Raw genomic sequence first — 18730 nt, forward strand, 5'->3', positions numbered from 1 at the left:
TTGATTGAAAGCCGGTTCATAATACTGTTTTGGCTTTAAATACCCGTATGTATATTGCAATCAGTATGAATAATCGCCCGTGATTACTGATCTGACAATATCTTCTCTGGACGCATGCCTGAGGTTCTTCTCGTGCCTGATATGAAGCTTTTTGCTGGTAACGCCACCCCGGAACTAGCACAACGTATTGCCAACCGTTTGTACACCAGTCTTGGTGACGCCGCTGTAGGTCGTTTTAGCGACGGCGAAGTGAGCGTGCAAATCAACGAAAATGTACGCGGTGGTGATATTTTCATCATCCAGTCCACCTGCGCACCCACGAACGATAACCTAATGGAACTGGTTGTCATGGTTGATGCCCTGCGTCGCGCCTCCGCAGGACGTATTACTGCTGTTATTCCTTACTTCGGTTACGCCCGTCAGGATCGCCGAGTGCGTTCCGCTCGTGTACCTATCACTGCCAAAGTTGTTGCCGATTTTCTCTCAAGTGTTGGGGTTGACCGCGTATTGACAGTGGATCTTCATGCTGAACAGATCCAAGGCTTCTTTGATGTTCCGGTTGATAACGTATTTGGTAGCCCAATCCTGCTGGAAGATATGTTGCAGCAGAATCTGGAAAACCCAATTGTTGTCTCTCCAGACATTGGCGGCGTTGTTCGCGCCAGAGCCATCGCAAAACTGCTGAACGATACTGATATGGCGATTATCGACAAACGCCGTCCACGCGCTAACGTTTCTCAGGTGATGCATATCATCGGTGATGTCGCTGGTCGTGACTGTGTGTTAGTTGACGATATGATCGATACCGGTGGTACTTTGTGTAAAGCGGCAGAAGCTTTGAAAGAACGTGGTGCCAAGCGTGTATTCGCTTACGCAACTCACCCGATCTTCTCCGGCAACGCGGTTGAAAACATCAAACACTCCGTCATTGATGAAGTGATTGTTTGTGACACTATCCCGTTGTCAGCTGAAATCAAGGCCTTGAAAAATGTACGTACTCTGACACTGTCCGGCATGTTGGCTGAAGCCATCCGCCGTATCAGTAATGAAGAGTCGATCTCTGCAATGTTTGAGCATTAATCAGCATTGAGTTGTGGATATCCCTGCGGTGCTATTTGGCCGCAGCAAACTGTAATGAGCCACTATTGGGCATGATGGCGGGATATTCATTGCGAATATGTGATGAGCAAACTATCCCTAAATAATTCGAGTTATGGGAAGGCGGCAACTGAGTAAATCCCCGAGAGCTTACACAAGTCAGTGACTGGGGTGAACGAATGCAGCCAACGTACATGCAGCTTGAAGTATGGTGGGTATAAAGCAGATAAAGAAAAACCCGTTGAAGCTGCTGCTGCAACGGGTTTTCTACTCTTGTTCTATAGGCTCTTGATCAGTAGATTCTTGAGTCGTCATTTACTCCTCCTGAACATCAGCTCATTCGAAGCTGTGCAAACAGGCTACCATTTGTCATCTGCTTCATGTAACACTCAGAATTTATGAGTGGCGTTGGTTACGATTACACCGTTTATCAAAGTGTTTAACCCACCAATAGCGATCAGCAACTTGTTCACGACCACCAATACGAGCGCCAACCAGCCAAAGTAGTGCACCAACAAAAATACTCATGACCGCGCCATGGGCAAAGAATTGTGGTAAACCAATCTGGGTGACTTCAGCTAAAATTGAGTAACCTACCCCAACGACCATTGTCACCAATCCCAGACCCATTAGCACATTACCGAGCATTGCTGCGCTTTTACGTTTCATAAGCCACCTCCACTTGAGTTGCCAATAAATAATCACTTCGCTGAGCGTCCAAAATTGCTTGCTTAATGCGATTATTCATGTCCACTTAATAACTAAGTATAGTCAGCCTGACGGTAAAGGTATTGCGCTTGCGATCACAACTGGCAAATATATTCCGACAAATCTTTACATTATCCAGCTATTTGGCACTGAATTTGAATTATTACACAAATGAACTATTCACCCTTCTAACTATTAACTCTCGGCAAACTAACACTTCACTCTGACCGTGGTCGCCCTTGTCAAAAGAACCCATCTTCCGCTTGGTTTTGTTATTACGTCCCATGACAGGTAAACTGTCACACTTTAATTCCTTTAGTAATAGCGAATGACGACGTGAGTAGCATTAAATTAATCGTTGGGCTGGCAAATCCGGGCGCTGAATATGCCCAAACTCGCCATAATGCGGGAGCCTGGTATGTGGACTTATTAGCGCAGCGTCATAACCAAGAACTGAAAGAAGAGAGCAAATTCTTCGGTTACACCGCGCGGTTAAATCTGGCAGGCCAGGATGTGCGCTTGCTGGTGCCGTCTACATTTATGAATTTAAGTGGCAAGGCTGTTGCGGCAATGGCGGGGTTTTACCGCATCTTACCGGAAGAAATTTTGGTTGCTCATGATGAGCTGGATATCCCGCCGGGTGTGGCGAAATTGAAGCTCGGTGGTGGCAACGGGGGCCATAATGGCCTGAAGGACATTCAGAGCAGACTCGGGAATAACCCAAATTTCTATCGTTTGCGCATTGGTATCGGCCACCCTGGCGATAAAAGCAAAGTCACCGGTTTTGTGCTCGGTAAACCTCCCGCTAGCGAACAAACCTTAATTGATGACGCAATTGATGAGTCGATTCGCTGTACTGAAGTGCTGTTAAAAGAAGATATCACCAAGGCGATGAATCGTCTGCATTCCTTTAAAGCCACGGCATAGGATTTACTCCGTTCCCCGGTTAGCCTGGATGTGCCGGGGAATGGCCTTGCGTTTCACTCATTTTTATTACACAACGCATTGATTCCCTGCTGACCTTCACTGGTCAGAATCACACCGGCAATAATCACCCTAACCCGCCCGAGAAAATGATTACTCTTGCCGTCATATTCACCCGCAATATCTTGTAGCTCATCGCTGCAAAAAAGGGTCTCCCAATCTGCGGCCTTTTTCTTATTATCTGCCAAATCGTGGCTACGCTCGAACTTGTCGTTTATGGCCGTAAACTTCAATTGAACACTATCAAAATCTTCATAAAGTGTGTTTTTCTTGAACCCAACATATCTCACGCTATTGCCTGAACGATGTTCTATTTGAACTCCATATTGATCAACTAACTGCGCAAAGGTTGGTCCGGAAGGTTCTGAATCTGCCGTCAGAAACCACATTCCTAAGATACCCAGCCCGCCCCCAAACAAAATCACTATCAGCCATTTATAGATATTCATTTCCATGGGGTTAATCCAAATTCAATCTGTAGACGCTAATGACTAGTTATCGGACATCCATCAGAAAACTTCAGATAGCAGAAGCGTGATCTCGAGCACAGAGTGAGAAAAATCAATTACCTATCGCCTATTTCGATTAAAGCAATTCCCGCAACGAAACAGCATGATCGAGATAAATCGTCATTATGTGTATAATGGCGGCATAAATTTTGATTACATCGGCCCGTTAAATCTAACGTGTTGATTTTTAAGTTATTTAAGGTGATATAAAACATGGGATTCAAATGCGGTATTGTGGGCCTGCCTAACGTTGGTAAATCCACCCTGTTCAACGCGTTGACACAAGCGGGTATCGAAGCAGCTAACTTCCCGTTCTGTACCATTGAACCCAATACGGGTGTGGTGCCAATGCCGGACCCGCGTCTGGACCAACTGGCCGAGATAGTCAAACCTCAGCGCATCTTGCCAACCACGATGGAATTTGTTGATATCGCGGGCTTGGTTAAAGGGGCATCCAAAGGCGAAGGCTTGGGTAACCAATTTCTGACCAATATCCGTGAAACCGAAGCGATTGGCCATGTGGTACGCTGCTTTGAGAATGACAATATCATCCATGTTGCTGGCAAAGTTGATCCAGTGGATGACATTGACACCATTAATACTGAATTGGCTCTTTCCGATCTGGAAACTTGCGAACGTGCTATTCACCGTGTGCAGAAGAAAGCCAAAGGCGGCGATAAAGACGCTAAAGCTGAACTGGAAGCACTGGAGAAATGTCTGCCACATTTAGAGAATGCGGGCATGCTGCGCGCGTTGAATCTAACAGCAGAAGATAAAGCAGCAATCCGTTATCTGAGCTTCCTGACACTGAAACCAACGATGTACATTGCTAACGTTAATGAAGATGGTTTCGAAAATAACCCATATCTGGATCAGGTGCGGGCCATCGCCGCAGCTGAAGGTTCTGTCGTCGTGGCAGTTTGTGCCGCAGTCGAATCTGATATCGCCGAACTGGAAGATGAAGACCGCGCTGAGTTTATGGCCGAGTTAGGTATTGAAGAACCAGGTCTGAATCGTGTTATTCGCGCCGGTTATGAATTGCTGAATCTGCAAACCTATTTCACTGCCGGTGTTAAAGAGGTTCGCGCTTGGACTATTCCTGTTGGCGCAACAGCTCCACAAGCCGCAGGTAAAATCCACACTGACTTTGAAAAAGGCTTTATCCGCGCACAAACTATCGCTTTTGACGACTTTATTACCTACAAAGGTGAACAAGGCGCAAAAGAAGCCGGGAAAATGCGTTCAGAAGGTAAAGAATACATCGTAAAAGATGGCGATGTGATGAACTTCTTGTTCAACGTCTAAATAAAATTCGTTGTCTCATAAGTTCTTACTAGACCTCATGAAGAGAAAAAACCCTACAAAATCCACGCATTTGCGTGGATTTTTCATTTCATGACATCTCATAAAGTCTCATTACAGCGCAGTCAAAAATGAGTACGTAGATGAGTACAATCAGTTTCCATCTTTAATTTTGGTGAGTACAATAACGGTATAAGAAATATACAAGGAATTGTTATGCTCACAGATACACAATGCCGCACTGCTAAGCCAAAAGAAAAGCTTTACCGGCTCAATGACTTCAATGGCCTGTACCTCGAAGTCAAACCCAATGGCAAGAAAGCGTGGCGTTATCGTTTCAAGCTTAACGGTAAATCCAGCATGTTTGCGCTGGGTGAGTATCCGACAGTGAAGCTGGTCGAAGCACGAGAAAAGTGCGAGCAAGCACGTAAGCAAGTTGCAGAAGGAATAAATCCAGCGCAAGCGCGTCAATTAGATAAAATCCGCAAAGTCAACGATGCATCCAATACCTTTGAGCTTATCGCCAAAGAGTGGTTACAGATGAAGGACTGGGCAGACATCACCAAAACACGACGCCTTGATATGCTTGAGCGTGTTGTATTCCCGGCAATTGGTAAGCTCCCTGTTAAAGAGATCACCCCGCACCACATTTTAAAAATACTCCAGGAAACAGCTAACCGCGGAGCCCCTACAGTTGCAGCAGAAGCCAGACGTAGTATCTCATCTATATTTGAGCTAGCGGTGGCGACCCTCAGAGCTGATAGCGACCCTGTTTGGCCTGTACGCAAGGCGCTTCCGGCGAATAAGACACAGCACAAACAAGCATTGAATCCACAGCAAATCGGGAAGCTATTAAGCTGTTTTGACAACAGTCGCGGCTCATACCAAGTTAACTATTGCATGTGGCTAATGTGGTGGACATTGGCTCGCCCGGCTGAAGTTACCGAAGCAGAATGGTCAGAATTCGATCTTGATAAAGCGTTGTGGGTCATTCCGGCAACGCGAATGAAAGCTCGCAGAGAACACGTTATTCCCCTTTCCTCCCAAGCCGTCAAAATGCTCAGAACGCTACAAGGATTTATCGGGCATCGACAGCATCTATTTCCAGGCCGGGATAACCCACGTGGCCCAATGACAACCCACTCTCTGCGCCAGCTTCTCAAAAGCCTTGGCTGGAGCGGTACTTTCAGCCCACATGCGACCAGAACAACTGGTAGCACTCGCTTAAATGAAATGGGTTACAGGCCTGATGCTATCGAAGCCCAGCTAGCGCATGCTGATACGAATAATGTTCGCCGCACGTATAATCATGCGACTTATCTTGAAGAACGGAAGATTATGATGCAGGAGTGGGCTGATAATCTTGATGTCTGGATACACAATGTCGTTGGGATTTAAATTGCATAAGTAAAGGATGATGCATTGGTGTGTTAATACTGATAATTTATTGATACGAATACCTTGATAATTAACGGAGGATTGCAGCATGCAGAGTTTGTTTTCGGCAATAGCAGGTGCTTGTGTGCGTTGGCATAATTTGCCGGGTCAAGGTATCCCCATTGTATTTATTCACGGACTTGGGTGCGCTTCTTCTTATGAATATCCACGAATTGTGGCTGACCCAGAATTTGGGGGGAGACGTGCCATACTGATTGACCTTCCTGGATATGGCTTTAGTGATAAACCTCGTGATTATGATTACAGCATTACTCATCAGGCAGGGGTTGTCATCGAAGTGATAAACTCATTAAATCTCCCACGTTGCCATATCTATGGTCACAGCATGGGTGGAAGTATTGCGATTGAAGTGGCAGCACGATTAGGCGAGCGAATAGGTAAACTTGTGGTTTCAGAACCTAACTTTCACGCCGGTGGCGGTTTATACAGCCGCCTTCTGGTGGAAAAACCGGAGGCTGAATTTATCTCGCAAGAATACGACAATATGCTGGTAAACCACACATCTCCTTGGAAGGGTTCGGCCCAAAATGCTGCGCCCTGGGCAATGTGGCGGGGGGCTAAAAGCCTGATAGAAGGAGCTTCACCATCATGGATGGAGACTTTCCTCAATCTAACCTGTTCACGCACATTGATTTTTGGTGAGCAATCATTACCTGACAGTGACTTTCAGTATGTCAGCCATAAAGGCATAGCTATAGCGACAGTGCCACATGCAGGACACTCTATGTCATGGGAAAACCCGTCGGCACTGGCCACTGTGTTACACCACGCATTTAGTCAGGAATACTCCAGGTGATTCAATAATTCCACTACCGCATTGATGCTAAAGCCGGTTTTTTTTATTCCATTTTGTCATTTATGGACTAGCCACGGACTACTGAACGGATGCCATGAGCACCCGCTTATCGCTCAAAGCTGCCCGAGGCTATTTCGCAACTGACGGCTTTGTGTTGTGAGTTCAACGGCAGTATAGTTTATTGCTTATTTTAGTTTCATTCACTACGAACGGAGTGCTTTATGAAGTAATCGGAATCCGCGACCGACACCTCACGTGATAATGCATATTATCTCAAGATACTTCGACCGTCGGCCCAGTTAAGTCACACAGTAATTGAAGAAAGAATATCAATCAGGGCGCGTATATTGGCCGTCATCCCCTTCTTACGCCATATCAATTCAGTTGTAACCTGACTATTTTTGCTTTCAAATGGATGGATCGTAATGAGTTCTCTTGATGGGAAGGTATCGAGAATCGGCTTCGGTATAATTCCTGCGCCCATTCCGGCACTCACAGCGCCGAGAATGGCATGGTAGGATGACATCTCAGCCAGCCGGTCAGGTCTGAGATCAGCCTGTCTGAACCAGGTTGTAAACCGATCTCGATAGGAGCACCCATCTCGGAAGACAAGCAGCGTCGTATGGGCCAGGTCATGGGGAGACTTGATCGGTGGAAAATTAGCTGCGGCAATGATAACTAACTCTTCAGTGTAAACAGTCATACGCTCCAGTCTGTCATCAACTGGCACATCAGCAATGAATGCAGCATCAAGTTCGTGGTTGAGTACGGCGTCAAAAAGGGTCCGACTAATTCCTGTTACCAGTTCTACTGACATCGATTGATACTGTCGATATAGGTGTGCCAGCGGTATGGGAAGACGTGTTGCGGCCATGCTGTCTAGGGCACCCAATTTGAATAGTCCACCTGGTTGCGGCCTTGTAGCCTGCTGCTCAGCGGTTGTAACTAACTCGATAATTTTTAGCGCGTTGTCATAAAGAGCCCGACCTTCAGCGGTCAGAATAAATCTGCGATTAGACCTTACGAATAGCACTGTCCCGAGCTGACTCTCTAGGTTCTGGACTCTTGACGTAATTGCAGAAGGCACGCGACATAACAATTTTGCTGTAGCGGTGATGCTACCAGTTTCTGCCAACGCAATAACAGTACGGAAGTCTGTAATATCCAATTTTTCACCATAATTGAAAGTGTATTTCTATTTTATTCAATTGAAATGAATCTTCATATTTTTTATTTTATGGACTCAATCTTAACGGCCATCGACAGCATTTTCCCCTAACAAGGTTCAAGCGTATATGAACAGTATCTTTACCTCTGAGACATTTGCATCAAAAACTAATTCTACTCCCTTCGTCTTATCCCAAAGGACACTCCTCCTGATGGGCCACCCCCAACGTGAATACGCGAATAACTATTGAGGTTAAAATGAAAAAGCTCGGACTAATCGGTGGTACAGGTCCTGAATCCACACTGCTCTATTATCGTAAATTTGTGTATGAGGCCAATAAGCGAGCCGGCGATACTTTTTTCCCTAACCTAACCATTGAAAGCATTAACGTATATGACGTGCTGGCCATGTGTAGCCGGAAAGATTATAAGGAGCTGACGAATTATCTGACAAAAGCAGTCAATTGCCTGGTGGCTGCTGGAGCAGAAGTCGTCGCATTGACTGGCAACACGCCACATATCGTCTTCAATGAACTTCAGGCGTGTACCTCGATCCCACTTGTCAGCATCATCGACGCAACATGCGCTGAGGCGCAAACTCAGGGACTGAAAAAACTCGGACTATTGGGAACGCGTTTTACGATGGAGGCTGGTTTCTTTAAAAGGCCTTTTATCGAAGTCGGTATCGAGGTGGTAATCCCGAATGCTGATGAAATTGATTACATTGCAGATAAAATCCACGATGAGCTCGAAAGAGGGATTATAGACCCACTGACTCGAGACAAATTTATCTCCGTCATTAAACGGATGTATCAGAATGACGGTATCGAGGCCATTATTCTTGGATGTACAGAGCTTCCGCTTCTGTTTGCTGGTATAGAGTTACCAGTAAAAGCGCTGGATACGGTTGATATCCACATTGAGGCTCTGTTTAAAACCCTTAACTAATCTGATAAGCCTGCATTATAGACAGATTCGGCACTCGCTACGCGAGTCTAACCGTAGTGCAGGATCGCTTCCTAGGCTGGGTCAACATGGCGTCCGTTTTTCGCTCATAAGGGACAACCATACTCAAATCTCCCACATTGCAGGAGATTTGAGTATGAACAAGTCACCATGGAATAAAGACCGTATCATCGGCCAAAAAAGACCACTTCAGATATCTCATGTCTGGGGGATCCGAATCCGGCTTGAACTGGAAGGCAAAACGCGTGATTTAGCTCTGTTCAATATGGCCCTGGACAGTAAGCTACGAGGCTGTGATCTGGTCAAACTCAAAGTATCTGATGTTGCATATGGGAGCTCTATTTCAAGCAGAGCAACGGTGTTGCAACAGAAAACCGGTAGCCCTGTGCAATTTGAGATAACCAAAGGGACAAGAGAAACTGTTGCAGCATTGATTAAGCTGGGCAATTTGCACAGTAAAGACTACTTGTTCCAATCACGGGTCGGTTCTTGCCAGCATATCTCAACCCGACAATACAGCCGTATTTTTCATGGGTGGGTAGAAAAGCTTGGTCTCGAAGCTTCGCTTTACAGCACACATTCCATGAGAAGAACGAAACCTTACCTCATATACAAGAAAACCAAGAATCTCCGGGTAATCCAACTTCTGTTGGGCCATAAGAAACTGGAAAGCACAGTCCGTTATCTGGGCATTGAAGTCGATGATGCGTTAGAGATCTCTGAATCGATTGAAGTCTAAGGAAGGTTGTCAGGGCTGCAACAGCAGCCCTGTGCCAGGAGCGGACCTTATAAACATTGGCGCTGACAGTAAAGCGGCACTGAGTCGGTACGGCGAACTGATTTTATGCTAAATATGAGTGGTTGGAACACTATAACGGGATGAAGTGGTAAATGACTGGCTTAATATTCGTTTAAAGTTTTCCCCGTCTGAGTCGATAAAAGTGGGATCAACAAAAATGCAAGGTGATGCTCATGTATGGAAAACTGGCCATTACGGGAATAATGGTAACGTTGTTGAGTGGATGTACGGCGGGGTTTAGGCCTTCATTGGAAGACTATAAAGGTTCAGATGCAGCCCGGATTCGTGCTGCATCTGATGGCAATACAGCTCTTCAATTTTACGAAAAACAGGCAAGTGGTTGTTATAAAAAAGTTCTAGAACGCCGGATTACTGCTGGTTTGGCTATTATCGGTATTCCTGTCACAGGAAATAAAAAAATCGGAATGCCAGAGTCATCTAATAACAAGGGCATTTTCATAAATGAATTTACTATCAAGCCGGGGCAACTGGTGACGGTAATTCATTATTGGACCCAAGCTGGGTACTATCAAAATACAGTACAGTCTACCTCCGAGAGATTCATTCCTCAGCCAAATCATGATTACGATATCGTCGTTACTGGCTCAGAATTTTCCGGAGATAGCGTATCGGTAAAAGATCTGGATTCAAACGCTAAGATAGTGGGATGGGAAGGCGAGTACTGTCCCTCTGGTATGTTAGATTGATTACATGACGCAAGTCACTGTCTGTACGGAAATAATCTGGTCCAAGCCCACCCAGGAGTGGGCTTTTTCATGCGGGCAGTGAACGAACAAAAAGGGAAAGAATATGCGTGCAGAAATGAAGGAAAAAATCATCAGGACGTGTGAGGCTAAAATCGCGGCCAAGGGCGGTAACGTAGGTCTGTCTTTCTATGCTTTTTTTGCCAATAAAAATGATGATCCGGAACTACTCATGGAGGTTGCGCATTGGTGGATTATGGAGATGAAGCTGGATCACTTTGAAAAGGCTGAAAAGATAAAATCCCTCGTTCTAGCCATATAGCTGGACATTCTGACTACGTGGCTTTTGGACCTACAGAGGGGCATCATTCGGATATGATGGTTAATCGATTTGATATCTGTTCAACTGAACTCAAGATGCCTCGCAGTTCTTCTCTTCATTATCCTATGGCACCCTTCATGCAGGGTCTGCTCCTCGCTCATTGCTGCCTTTATGGCTTTTACTACGACACGTGAGAGTTATAAGCGGATTTGCTAACTAAATGGTAGGCTTTACACACCCCAAATCTCACTTTCAGCCCATGCTGTTTTCCAGCACTCCCACGCATTGCTAGTGGCCGGGTCGTCATACTTTCCTTCAATTTTGAGTAAGTCGAAGCCTTTAGTATCAGCCCAAATTTCAAATCGCTCTTCGCAAGTATTCATCATTAATCACTTACTGCTAGTCAGGTTTTATATTGCGTCTGGAAGATTTCATATAGGACAATAACTTGATCCCAGTTGATTGACACACGGCATTGTTAGCAATATCCATGAGGAGTCAATTTCGAACGTCTGCTGATCGCTCATAGCTGACTACAGTGTTGATTGAGTGTTGCACTGATAGCCGTCAGATCAAATCAAAGCCAATACAGTCAGGCATCTTCCCACAGCGGCACCAATTCAACAGGCAACTGTTCCTTATCAAATCCCTCAAACCAGTAAACTGTGCCTTTTTGCCCAACAATCGGCACTTCTCCCCAACCCGGATGAAACAATGCTCGCTCCCAGTCCGGTTTGAGACGACCACGTCGTTTAAGGCGCTCACCATTACATGCAACTGCGCGTATTGAAGGAAAGTTAATAAAGAAACTTAACGGCATTCCTTCTTTTTGTGCACGTCGCAATTGCCGTGAGATCCAGGCTTGGTTACGTTGGCGAAGCTTTTTTTTCATTGGCTACACATCTGCTAAGACAATTGATAAACCTAGTAATGACAGTATGTCTGGTGAGTTTCCAGATGTACTCAGTTACTCTTACATTTATATCGCTAAATGGCCAGGTCACTATAATTGCCCATAATACCAGCGTTCGCCTGAAAACCACTCATCCGGGTCGTCACCACTATAGTAGTCAAGTGTAATACCTAATTCCTGAACCCCATCTGGAAGAATAAGCCCCCACTCCCGGGCAAGGCTTCGTTCCCTGAGGAGTACCGATGAACCATTTTCAGAACTTCCCTCTGTAATGAAGCTTTGAAAGTATTCCTCTGAACGAAATAAACAGACCTCACTTGTAAACATATCCGGGAGGCAAATTACGGCAGTAATTCGAGGGATATCATCGCAATCTGCTGTGGCGAGCATCAAGTTGGAACAGGCATTGATCATGGCTTGCGCACACTCGGCCTTAACTTTCTGCTTGCTGTATTTTCCTTGAACAAGATTAATTTCTACAGGTATCTTGTAATTCCAGTAATGTTGATCTTCCGGAAAAACGGCACGAACTGGGTTATGAAAAGTTTCAGACCAACGGTTAAGTGATTTTATACGACGGGGAATGTTTCGTATTTTGGTGCGGTTATCCCTACATAATCGCCTGCTCATATTTTTTAACTTCCTGCTTGTTCAGTTGGCTATAGCGTTGGTCGAAAATAACTTCACTGTAATTTAGCGACATATTTTGCACAAGAATGTCCGCTCCTCGCTCATTGCTGCCATAAAGCATCGTTGTGGGTGTTTATGTGCCAGAAGTGAATATAGCTAACCCTATACTGCATTAATTATTGGGAAGCAAGTCAGGTTAAAGTCATAATTGGGCTAATTTTACTTTAGAATGCCAAAACACCGACCAGGCACTATGAGGTTTTCATGATCGTAACCACGACTCCGCGACTTACCATTCGCACATTCAACGATAAAGACGCGTTCGCGCTTTTCGACTATCTGTCTTCGCCCCGCGCACCCTGTTTTCAGGATGAGAAACTCAGTTCATTAGCAGAGGCAAAAGAAGAAGTTAATAAACGAGCTCACGATGCCAGTCAGTTCGCAGTATGTTTTAAGGAGAGTGACGAGCTTATTGGCCATCTATTTGCCGAGAACAGTAACGAGCCAGACCGGAACACCTGGAGCGTGGGCTGGCACTTCAACCAGCGTTATGAAGGCCAGGGTTTTGCCACAGAATCTGTAGCTGCGCTGTTTAATTATTTGTTTACTGAAAAAGAAGCCAGACGCCTGTATGCCTATGTTGAAGACTACAACCGGGCGTCGCAGAGACTTTGCGCCCGTCTTCATATGCGTCAGGAAGGCTGCTTCATGGAGTTTGTCTCGTTTGCAATGGAAGATGGTGAGGAAAAGTATGACAGTACCCTCGTCTACGCCCTGCTTAAAAAAGAGTGGCAGGCTATGATATAGCGGAGTGTGTATGCCCGCTTTTTGCTCAAAGCAGGTATGGATCACCTGCTGGCTATGAACATCATGAAAGAGCCAAATGTCCCGTCTAGTTTATCAACTAGGATAAGCTTTAATTGACTGAGTGGTTCCCTTTAATGCTTTAGTTCAATCAAAAGGTATGGATGGGACCAGTCAGTGACCTCTTCATATGAAACAAAACCATCGTGCTCCAATGCGCATACCCCTTTATGGCCGGTAACATAATCGTAGACAGCCTGACTTTCCAGTCCCTGTAACATGTGCGACAGCAGCTTACGTCGCATCACATCCGACTTCCAACGTTTACGCGCTGCCAAATCTTTATAGGTAATGTTGAATGGTTGCCCTACCGCGTTGGTAACGCATTTACCGTAACGATTGGTCAATGCTGTGCCTTCGTAGTGATCCAGCAATAAAGCAAGATCTCGCCTTAAAGGTTTCAGAAGGCGCTTCCAACGTTTCAGTACCCGCTCTGCCTCCGCCGAACCTAACTCACGGTTCAACAAGCGCCGGGTACTGGATTTAAATGATAATGAGACGAATCCTGCACTGAATACACTGGAAAACCTGAATTGCTTCACCAGTTCTTCAGCAACACGCAATATCCGGCAGATATACTCAGTTTCCAGCCTTTCCAATGACTTGGCCGAAATGCCAATATTCAACAGCTCATGTCGTAGTATCTCAAGCTGGCATCCCTTGATATCAAGGTTATGACCACGTGCCAGACACGCCCACTTCATGTCAGCCGGCAGACTTTGAAAGCCTGTGCCAATCTCAAAGGATCTCCCACCAATCCAGGCGGTTTTATACGATTGCGTGTAAGAAACCGTCAACGGAGACTCTTTCACCAGATCAACACCGGTTTCAGCCAGCCGCGACAAGAAGTTGAAAATGAATATTTTATTCTTCTTAGTGGAATTCTCGTTATAGTAATCCAGCAGTGCATCTAGATTGATTTCCAGCGGCTCAAGGTTGTTCCATACACTTACTACCAGCTCCCTGAAAGCGGCGTTAGGGATATCGCGCTTAGACTGCTTATGTTTAGCATGCTGCCCACGGTCGATCGCTATCCCAATCAGATCATCAAATGAGTAGCTTTTACGTTTGGTGAAAATGTCCGTCAGATAATGGTAGCGATCCTTACTGACCTGCTCCCCGTTGATTAGTACACCCCGATGTTAGTAATGTCTTCATAAGCCACATGAGGACATCCCCATGAAGAAGCGTTTTTCCGACGAACAGATCATCAGTATTCTCCGCGAAGCCGAAGCTGGGGTACCCGCCCGTGAACTCTGCCGCAAGCATGCCATTTCCGATGCCACGTTTTACACCTGGCGTAAGAAGTATGGCGGTATGGAGGTGCCTGAAGTTAAGCGCCTGAAGTCGCTTGAGGAAGAGAACGCCAGACTCAAGAAGCTGCTTGCCGAAGCCATGCTGGATAAAGAGGCGCTTCAGGTGGCTCTTGGGCGAAAGTACTGACGACAGACCAGAAGCGGGAAGCCGTGATGTTGATGTGTGATGCGACCGGTCTGTCGCAACGTCGTGCCTGCAGGCTTACAGGTTTATCCCTGTCGACCTGCCGCTATGAGGCTCACCGTCCGGCTGCTGATGCGCATTTATCAGGGCGCATCACTGAGCTGGCACTGGAGCGCAGGCGTTTTGGCTACCGTCGTATTTGGCAGTTGCTGCGCCGTGAAGGGCTTCATGTTAATCATAAGCGCGTGTACCGGCTTTATCACCTCAGTGGCCTGGGCGTAAAACGCAGAAGACGTCGTAAAGGGCTGGCAACAGAACGTCTGCCGCTGCTCCGTCCGGCGGCGCCCAATCTGACCTGGTCGATGGATTTCGTCATGGACGCACTTTCCACCGGTCGCAGGATCAAGTGTCTTACCTGCGTCGATGATTTCACAAAGGAATGCCTGACGGTCACTGTTGCCTTTGGGATTTCAGGCGTTCAGGTCACGCGTATTCTGGACAGCATTGCACTGTTTCGAGGCTATCCGGCGACGATAAGAACTGACCAGGGGCCGGAGTTCACTTGCCGTGCACTGGATCAATGGGCCTTTGAGCATGGTGTTGAGTTGCGCTTAATCCAGCCGGGCAAGCCAACGCAGAACGGATTTATTGAGAGCTTTAACGGACGATTTCGCGATGAATGTTTGAATGAGCACTGGTTCAGCGATATCGTTCATGCCAGGAAAATTATTAATGACTGGCGGCAGGATTATAACGAATGCCGCCCGCACTCCACGCTGAATTATCAGACACCGTCTGAATTTGCAGCGGGCTGGAGAAAGGGTCATTCTGAGAATGAAGATTCCGACGTTACTAACTGAGTGTTGTATCTAATCGTGGGGGCAGGTCATTACGGCTAAGGTATGCCTCTCTGTCGGTGCCAAACAACTTACGCAGAAAACGTTGAGAAACAGCATATTCCCGGCATGAACTTTGAGTATTGGAATACCCGGTTAGTTTGATAATTCCCGCGTTTGCGAGAGCCTCCATTGCACGCTCACAGTTCGGCCCACTTTTCTTAAATACACCGGGAAGTTTATCCCTGCCCAGCTCAAATGGTACTGGCACAGAATAAGACCATTTCTTATCTGCCTGAATCTTTGCTTTTTTCCTGTTCTTACGACTACAAGTTGAGACACAAATAACATGCTGAAGAAATACGGCTATATTACGATAAAAAGGACGCCGTAAACTTGGCACACCATTATAAGGAATACTGAAAATAATCTTTTTGAAATAATCCAGTGTTGAATCTGTCACAAGGATATTGTTATGCGTAATGTACGGTTTCATAATTCACCTGTATATTGAGATCAAAGCACCATGCCCTGACCCCATTTATTTACAACTGAATTACGCAAATCTTGTGTGAACCCAACAAGGTTCAGATGGTTATTAGATGATCATAATATTGGAGGCTGTAGCCTCATGATAGCTGATGCTGGATAATGGCTATAGTATGTAATGACATATATACAATAATATAGAGATAGAGTGTATATAGAGCATAATAGATACAGCTATATACCTTGTAGATGCAAATAGCGATTAAATATCAGCTCAGCCAGAATGGGATTAGCGGATAGACAAAACGTTATCGATAATTAAGCGGTGTAATGACGGTCAGGTGATATTCAGCATCGGTTGTAAACGCATGTTATTTTCTGGATTTTATTGTTTTGAAACCTCGATATCGTTCAATACCGTCGATCCTTGCAACCTTCAGAATCTCGGAAAAGACTCGCCGGTTTCCCCTACCATTGTACGAGGTGCAGATCTGACGACCAACAGCACCGGTAGTTAGCCGGTCTACCACAGCAAAATCGGGCAACGTTGGGCGGTCTAAAGCGGTGTTTTTTCAGATCACGCACTTCTGTTCTGTCAGTTACCGACCCATCGAGAAAGTATTCAGCCTGTAAATCTGCCGAACTATCCGATGTGCAGCAGGTTGAAGATGTAACCTCCAGAAGCAGGAATCAGTGCGTGGACTTACTGCCGCATTGTTGATGAAGAACAACAGCCAAACTCTGCTGTTTACAGCAGAATTGAAATGCCACAAACCTAGCGCGAACCATCGACCCACAATCACTAAATCACTCAATCACTTTTTTCATAGCGCTAAATGTTTTCGTAATAGTTAACCTGTCAGTGTTGAGTAGTGTTGATCATCCATTATCAGCAACTAGGCGAGTTAACGCATCTACATACCCTCCCGATACCATCTTTGAACGATTTCAGCGAAAAGCTCATCAACAAACCTTGTTGCGATCATGGGTATTCAGCGCCAGAATGGTCATCACAATCGATCCGCATTTCAACAGATTGCGATCACTAACAACGTAAGGTTAAGAGGCTTATGAATACTAAATTGATGCCCAATTTCTGGAAGCTGTCACATGGCTGGAAGGAATTCTCATTCCTGGATATGGTCGAATGTATTGATGAAAAGCTCGTCTACATTCATCGCACAACAGCGAGTCAAGGACAGTCAATTGTCAGTCAGGCAGAGGAGTTTGCCAATGCTCCGATTGGTGATTATTTCTATCTGACTCATGGTAACCAGGGGGTATACCTACTTGGTCAATTCACTGGCCCAGTTAACTATTTCACAAAACACAGTGATGGCTGGATGGACAGACCATTTCGGCTGATCCACAAAGCCAATGCCAGAGAGGCGTATCATGGTATTGAAAAATGGTGGACACCTAATCACAATTCAACGTTTGTTAAGGTACCACATCATGAATATGATTTATTTGAAGAGCTGATTTTGACTCCCTATTTCAGTATAGACCTTAACGATTTTTAGATAAATCTCAAGGATGATTCTCCAAGGAGAAAATCATTAAGCTATCACTGTAAAATAATAAGGGATAATGATGATTTATCAATGCTACTCTTGTTCTAAAACAACCTTCGAAACAAACTGTCCGTGGTGCTCTCCAGATGTATCTGGAACATTTCGGCAAATGACGCCATTAGATCCATCCTATTACCCTGATTTCCAATACCAGTCTAAAGGCATCATAAAGGATTTATTTGGTAAGAAGAAAGAGCAGTCTCAACTCAACCAGTTACTTGAAAACGTCCTTGTGAAATATGCCACTCTGAAAGATCCTTATTTTACCAATTTCATCCATACATCACGATTTTCATATGACCACCAAACTAGCAGTAGTAATACAAACAGTGAAAACAATAGTGATTATTCAGAGAATATATTATTTCAAGAGGTGTTGATTAGAAAGGGTTTTAATGAGTTGGAGCAGTTACCATCATTATTAGATAAGCTATTGCTAACAACTTCTTTCAACTCTATTTATTCGGGGTTTGCAAGGGAAGTCAAGCGTCATATCAAACCAACACTTACCGAAACATTAAAATCATGGATAGAAGAAGCTGGCACAACCTATCGTGCAGATCTTTCTTTATTCCTGTATTACCTGTGGAGTAATGAAATCCATTATCCTGCTATAACCTATAACGAACAAGCAGAAACAACACCAGGTACACCTTTATTATCATTTGATACTGTCGATAAGTTTTTGTCCATCTGCGAGAATATCTATTTTGATATTTTGGTCGACAGGCTTGCCACCCGCCTTGAACATTTCAACCCAAACAAATTTGTCACAATGTATCTTGTCGATGCAATGGATGGCTTCCAGTTTGAGGCCTTTTTAGTTGAAATATTCCAGACTATAGGATACGACGTTAAAGAAACAAAGAAAACTCAGGATCAGGGTGCTGATTTATTCGTTACCCGGTTCGGAAAGAATATGGTAATACAAGCAAAGAATTATTCCGGCTCGGTAGGTAATTCAGCAGTACAGCAGGCAATTTCAGCAAAAACATTCTATGGATGCGATGAAGCAATGGTTGTGACAAATTCTTATTTCACCCGTTCCGCTAAGGAATTAGCAGATTCTGCGATGGTCCGTTTAATTGACCGAAAAGAACTTCAAAACTATTTGGATGATTATAACCAGAAAATAATTGAAGACTTTCAATCAGAATCCTGAGATAACAAT

General features: G+C 45.1%; 21 protein-coding genes. 13 read left to right on the forward strand and 8 right to left on the reverse strand.

The window, feature by feature from the left end; translation table 11 throughout:
• Positions 1-132 precede the first annotated feature (132 nt).
• Positions 133-1080 (forward strand): ribose-phosphate diphosphokinase, encoded by a 948-nt coding sequence (prs, locus tag F0T03_RS11770; RefSeq protein WP_004390739.1) that lies wholly within the window; start codon positions 133-135, stop codon positions 1078-1080.
• Between the two features lie 414 nt (positions 1081-1494).
• On the opposite strand, the gene ychH is transcribed toward prs, so the two are convergent.
• Positions 1495-1767 carry a stress-induced protein YchH gene (gene ychH, locus F0T03_RS11775; protein ID WP_025378055.1) on the reverse strand — a complete coding sequence of 91 codons (273 nt, stop codon included), beginning with the start codon at positions 1765-1767 and terminating at the stop codon, positions 1495-1497.
• Between the two features lie 375 nt (positions 1768-2142).
• On the opposite strand from ychH, the gene pth reads away from it, so the two are divergent.
• Positions 2143-2733: an aminoacyl-tRNA hydrolase gene (pth, locus tag F0T03_RS11780; protein WP_145556937.1), complete on the forward strand. Its 591-nt coding sequence runs from the start codon at positions 2143-2145 to the stop codon at positions 2731-2733.
• A 53-nt stretch (positions 2734-2786) separates the two neighbouring features.
• On the opposite strand, the gene F0T03_RS11785 is transcribed toward pth, so the two are convergent.
• Positions 2787-3245, reverse strand: coding sequence for a hypothetical protein (locus F0T03_RS11785; protein ID WP_159678471.1), 459 nt, complete (start codon positions 3243-3245; stop codon positions 2787-2789).
• 267 nt (positions 3246-3512) lie between these two features.
• On the opposite strand from F0T03_RS11785, the gene ychF reads away from it, so the two are divergent.
• From ychF to F0T03_RS11800, 3 genes are all read left to right on the forward strand, one after another.
• Positions 3513-4604 carry a redox-regulated ATPase YchF gene (ychF, locus tag F0T03_RS11790; protein WP_145556939.1) on the forward strand — a complete coding sequence of 364 codons (1092 nt, stop codon included), beginning with the start codon at positions 3513-3515 and terminating at the stop codon, positions 4602-4604.
• Positions 4605-4817: 213 nt separating this feature from the next.
• The gene (locus F0T03_RS11795; RefSeq protein ID WP_159678473.1) at positions 4818-5999 is read left to right on the forward strand and encodes a tyrosine-type recombinase/integrase; all 1182 of its coding nucleotides are present in this window, start codon (positions 4818-4820) and stop codon (positions 5997-5999) included.
• Between the two features lie 88 nt (positions 6000-6087).
• The gene (locus tag F0T03_RS11800; RefSeq protein ID WP_159678475.1) at positions 6088-6855 is read left to right on the forward strand and encodes an alpha/beta fold hydrolase; all 768 of its coding nucleotides are present in this window, start codon (positions 6088-6090) and stop codon (positions 6853-6855) included.
• Positions 6856-7159: 304 nt separating this feature from the next.
• Here F0T03_RS11800 and F0T03_RS11805 read toward each other — a convergent pair whose 3' ends face one another.
• A complete protein-coding gene (locus F0T03_RS11805) occupies positions 7160-8023 on the reverse strand; it encodes a LysR family transcriptional regulator (protein ID WP_159678477.1) in 864 nt (287 codons plus the stop codon).
• Positions 8024-8280: 257 nt separating this feature from the next.
• Here F0T03_RS11805 and F0T03_RS11810 point away from each other — a divergent pair, with 257 nt between their 5' ends.
• The 4 genes from F0T03_RS11810 to F0T03_RS11825 all read left to right on the forward strand — a co-directional run bounded on the left by F0T03_RS11810 (position 8281) and on the right by F0T03_RS11825 (position 10813).
• Entirely contained in the window at positions 8281-8970 is a 690-nt protein-coding gene (locus tag F0T03_RS11810; RefSeq protein ID WP_159678479.1) for an aspartate/glutamate racemase family protein, read from the forward strand.
• 154 nt (positions 8971-9124) lie between these two features.
• The gene (locus F0T03_RS11815) at positions 9125-9727 is read left to right on the forward strand and encodes a site-specific integrase (RefSeq protein WP_159678481.1); all 603 of its coding nucleotides are present in this window, start codon (positions 9125-9127) and stop codon (positions 9725-9727) included.
• 233 nt (positions 9728-9960) lie between these two features.
• Positions 9961-10494, forward strand: a complete 534-nt coding sequence (locus F0T03_RS11820) for a hypothetical protein (RefSeq protein ID WP_019082153.1) — start codon at positions 9961-9963, stop codon at positions 10492-10494.
• Between the two features lie 103 nt (positions 10495-10597).
• Entirely contained in the window at positions 10598-10813 is a 216-nt protein-coding gene (locus F0T03_RS11825) for a DUF6500 family protein (protein ID WP_057631553.1), read from the forward strand.
• Positions 10814-11043: 230 nt separating this feature from the next.
• On the opposite strand, the gene F0T03_RS11830 is transcribed toward F0T03_RS11825, so the two are convergent.
• From F0T03_RS11830 to F0T03_RS11840, 3 genes are all read right to left on the reverse strand, one after another.
• The gene (locus tag F0T03_RS11830) at positions 11044-11199 is read right to left on the reverse strand and encodes a hypothetical protein (RefSeq protein ID WP_004712170.1); all 156 of its coding nucleotides are present in this window, start codon (positions 11197-11199) and stop codon (positions 11044-11046) included.
• A 206-nt stretch (positions 11200-11405) separates the two neighbouring features.
• Positions 11406-11705 (reverse strand): hypothetical protein, encoded by a 300-nt coding sequence (locus tag F0T03_RS11835; RefSeq protein ID WP_049598759.1) that lies wholly within the window; start codon positions 11703-11705, stop codon positions 11406-11408.
• A gap of 111 nt (positions 11706-11816) precedes the next feature.
• A complete protein-coding gene (locus F0T03_RS11840) occupies positions 11817-12356 on the reverse strand; it encodes a DUF3916 domain-containing protein (RefSeq protein WP_159678483.1) in 540 nt (179 codons plus the stop codon).
• Between the two features lie 264 nt (positions 12357-12620).
• Between F0T03_RS11840 and F0T03_RS11845 the strand changes: the two genes are divergently transcribed.
• Positions 12621-13163 (forward strand): GNAT family N-acetyltransferase, encoded by a 543-nt coding sequence (locus F0T03_RS11845; protein ID WP_159678486.1) that lies wholly within the window; start codon positions 12621-12623, stop codon positions 13161-13163.
• A gap of 131 nt (positions 13164-13294) precedes the next feature.
• Here F0T03_RS11845 and F0T03_RS11850 read toward each other — a convergent pair whose 3' ends face one another.
• Positions 13295-14032: a hypothetical protein gene (locus tag F0T03_RS11850; protein ID WP_159678504.1), complete on the reverse strand. Its 738-nt coding sequence runs from the start codon at positions 14030-14032 to the stop codon at positions 13295-13297.
• A 367-nt stretch (positions 14033-14399) separates the two neighbouring features.
• Here F0T03_RS11850 and F0T03_RS11855 point away from each other — a divergent pair.
• Positions 14400-15520 (forward strand): IS3-like element ISSen4 family transposase gene (locus tag F0T03_RS11855; RefSeq protein ID WP_087451024.1). Its coding sequence is split into 2 segments (ribosomal slippage): positions 14400-14658 and positions 14658-15520, totalling 1122 coding nucleotides; the frame shifts between segments, so codons are not numbered across the junction.
• On the opposite strand, the gene F0T03_RS11860 is transcribed toward F0T03_RS11855, so the two are convergent.
• Complete coding sequence (locus F0T03_RS11860) at positions 15513-15992, reverse strand: hypothetical protein (protein WP_246169888.1); 480 nt, start codon at positions 15990-15992, stop codon at positions 15513-15515. The two genes, F0T03_RS11855 and F0T03_RS11860, sit on opposite strands and share 8 nt — an antisense overlap.
• A gap of 1063 nt (positions 15993-17055) precedes the next feature.
• Between F0T03_RS11860 and F0T03_RS11865 the strand changes: the two genes are divergently transcribed.
• A complete protein-coding gene (locus F0T03_RS11865; protein ID WP_159677575.1) occupies positions 17056-17508 on the forward strand; it encodes a hypothetical protein in 453 nt (150 codons plus the stop codon).
• 70 nt (positions 17509-17578) lie between these two features.
• Entirely contained in the window at positions 17579-18721 is a 1143-nt protein-coding gene (locus F0T03_RS11870) for a restriction endonuclease (RefSeq protein ID WP_159680754.1), read from the forward strand.
• Positions 18722-18730: the final 9 nt, after the last annotated feature.

The sequence above is a fragment of the Yersinia canariae genome (genome assembly GCF_009831415.1).
In the GTDB taxonomy this organism is placed as follows: domain Bacteria; phylum Pseudomonadota; class Gammaproteobacteria; order Enterobacterales; family Enterobacteriaceae; genus Yersinia; species Yersinia canariae.

Excerpts from the sequence above, each read along its gene's own strand:
- ychH (WP_025378055.1), bottom strand. The coding sequence starts at position 1,767 with ATGAAACGTAAAAGCGCAGCAATGCTCGGTAATGTGCTAATGGGTCTG.
- F0T03_RS11785 (WP_159678471.1), bottom strand. The coding sequence starts at position 3,245 with ATGGAAATGAATATCTATAAATGGCTGATAGTGATTTTGTTTGGGGGC.
- ychF (WP_145556939.1), top strand. The coding sequence starts at position 3,513 with ATGGGATTCAAATGCGGTATTGTGGGCCTGCCTAACGTTGGTAAATCC.
- F0T03_RS11795 (WP_159678473.1), top strand. The coding sequence starts at position 4,818 with ATGCTCACAGATACACAATGCCGCACTGCTAAGCCAAAAGAAAAGCTT.
- F0T03_RS11800 (WP_159678475.1), top strand. The coding sequence starts at position 6,088 with ATGCAGAGTTTGTTTTCGGCAATAGCAGGTGCTTGTGTGCGTTGGCAT.
- F0T03_RS11810 (WP_159678479.1), top strand. The coding sequence starts at position 8,281 with ATGAAAAAGCTCGGACTAATCGGTGGTACAGGTCCTGAATCCACACTG.
- F0T03_RS11815 (WP_159678481.1), top strand. The coding sequence starts at position 9,125 with ATGAACAAGTCACCATGGAATAAAGACCGTATCATCGGCCAAAAAAGA.
- F0T03_RS11820 (WP_019082153.1), top strand. The coding sequence starts at position 9,961 with ATGTATGGAAAACTGGCCATTACGGGAATAATGGTAACGTTGTTGAGT.
- F0T03_RS11825 (WP_057631553.1), top strand. The coding sequence starts at position 10,598 with ATGCGTGCAGAAATGAAGGAAAAAATCATCAGGACGTGTGAGGCTAAA.
- F0T03_RS11830 (WP_004712170.1), bottom strand. The coding sequence starts at position 11,199 with ATGATGAATACTTGCGAAGAGCGATTTGAAATTTGGGCTGATACTAAA.
- F0T03_RS11835 (WP_049598759.1), bottom strand. The coding sequence starts at position 11,705 with ATGAAAAAAAAGCTTCGCCAACGTAACCAAGCCTGGATCTCACGGCAA.
- F0T03_RS11840 (WP_159678483.1), bottom strand. The coding sequence starts at position 12,356 with ATGAGCAGGCGATTATGTAGGGATAACCGCACCAAAATACGAAACATT.
- F0T03_RS11845 (WP_159678486.1), top strand. The coding sequence starts at position 12,621 with ATGATCGTAACCACGACTCCGCGACTTACCATTCGCACATTCAACGAT.
- F0T03_RS11860 (WP_246169888.1), bottom strand. The coding sequence starts at position 15,992 with ATGAAACCGTACATTACGCATAACAATATCCTTGTGACAGATTCAACA.
- F0T03_RS11865 (WP_159677575.1), top strand. The coding sequence starts at position 17,056 with ATGAATACTAAATTGATGCCCAATTTCTGGAAGCTGTCACATGGCTGG.
- F0T03_RS11870 (WP_159680754.1), top strand. The coding sequence starts at position 17,579 with ATGATTTATCAATGCTACTCTTGTTCTAAAACAACCTTCGAAACAAAC.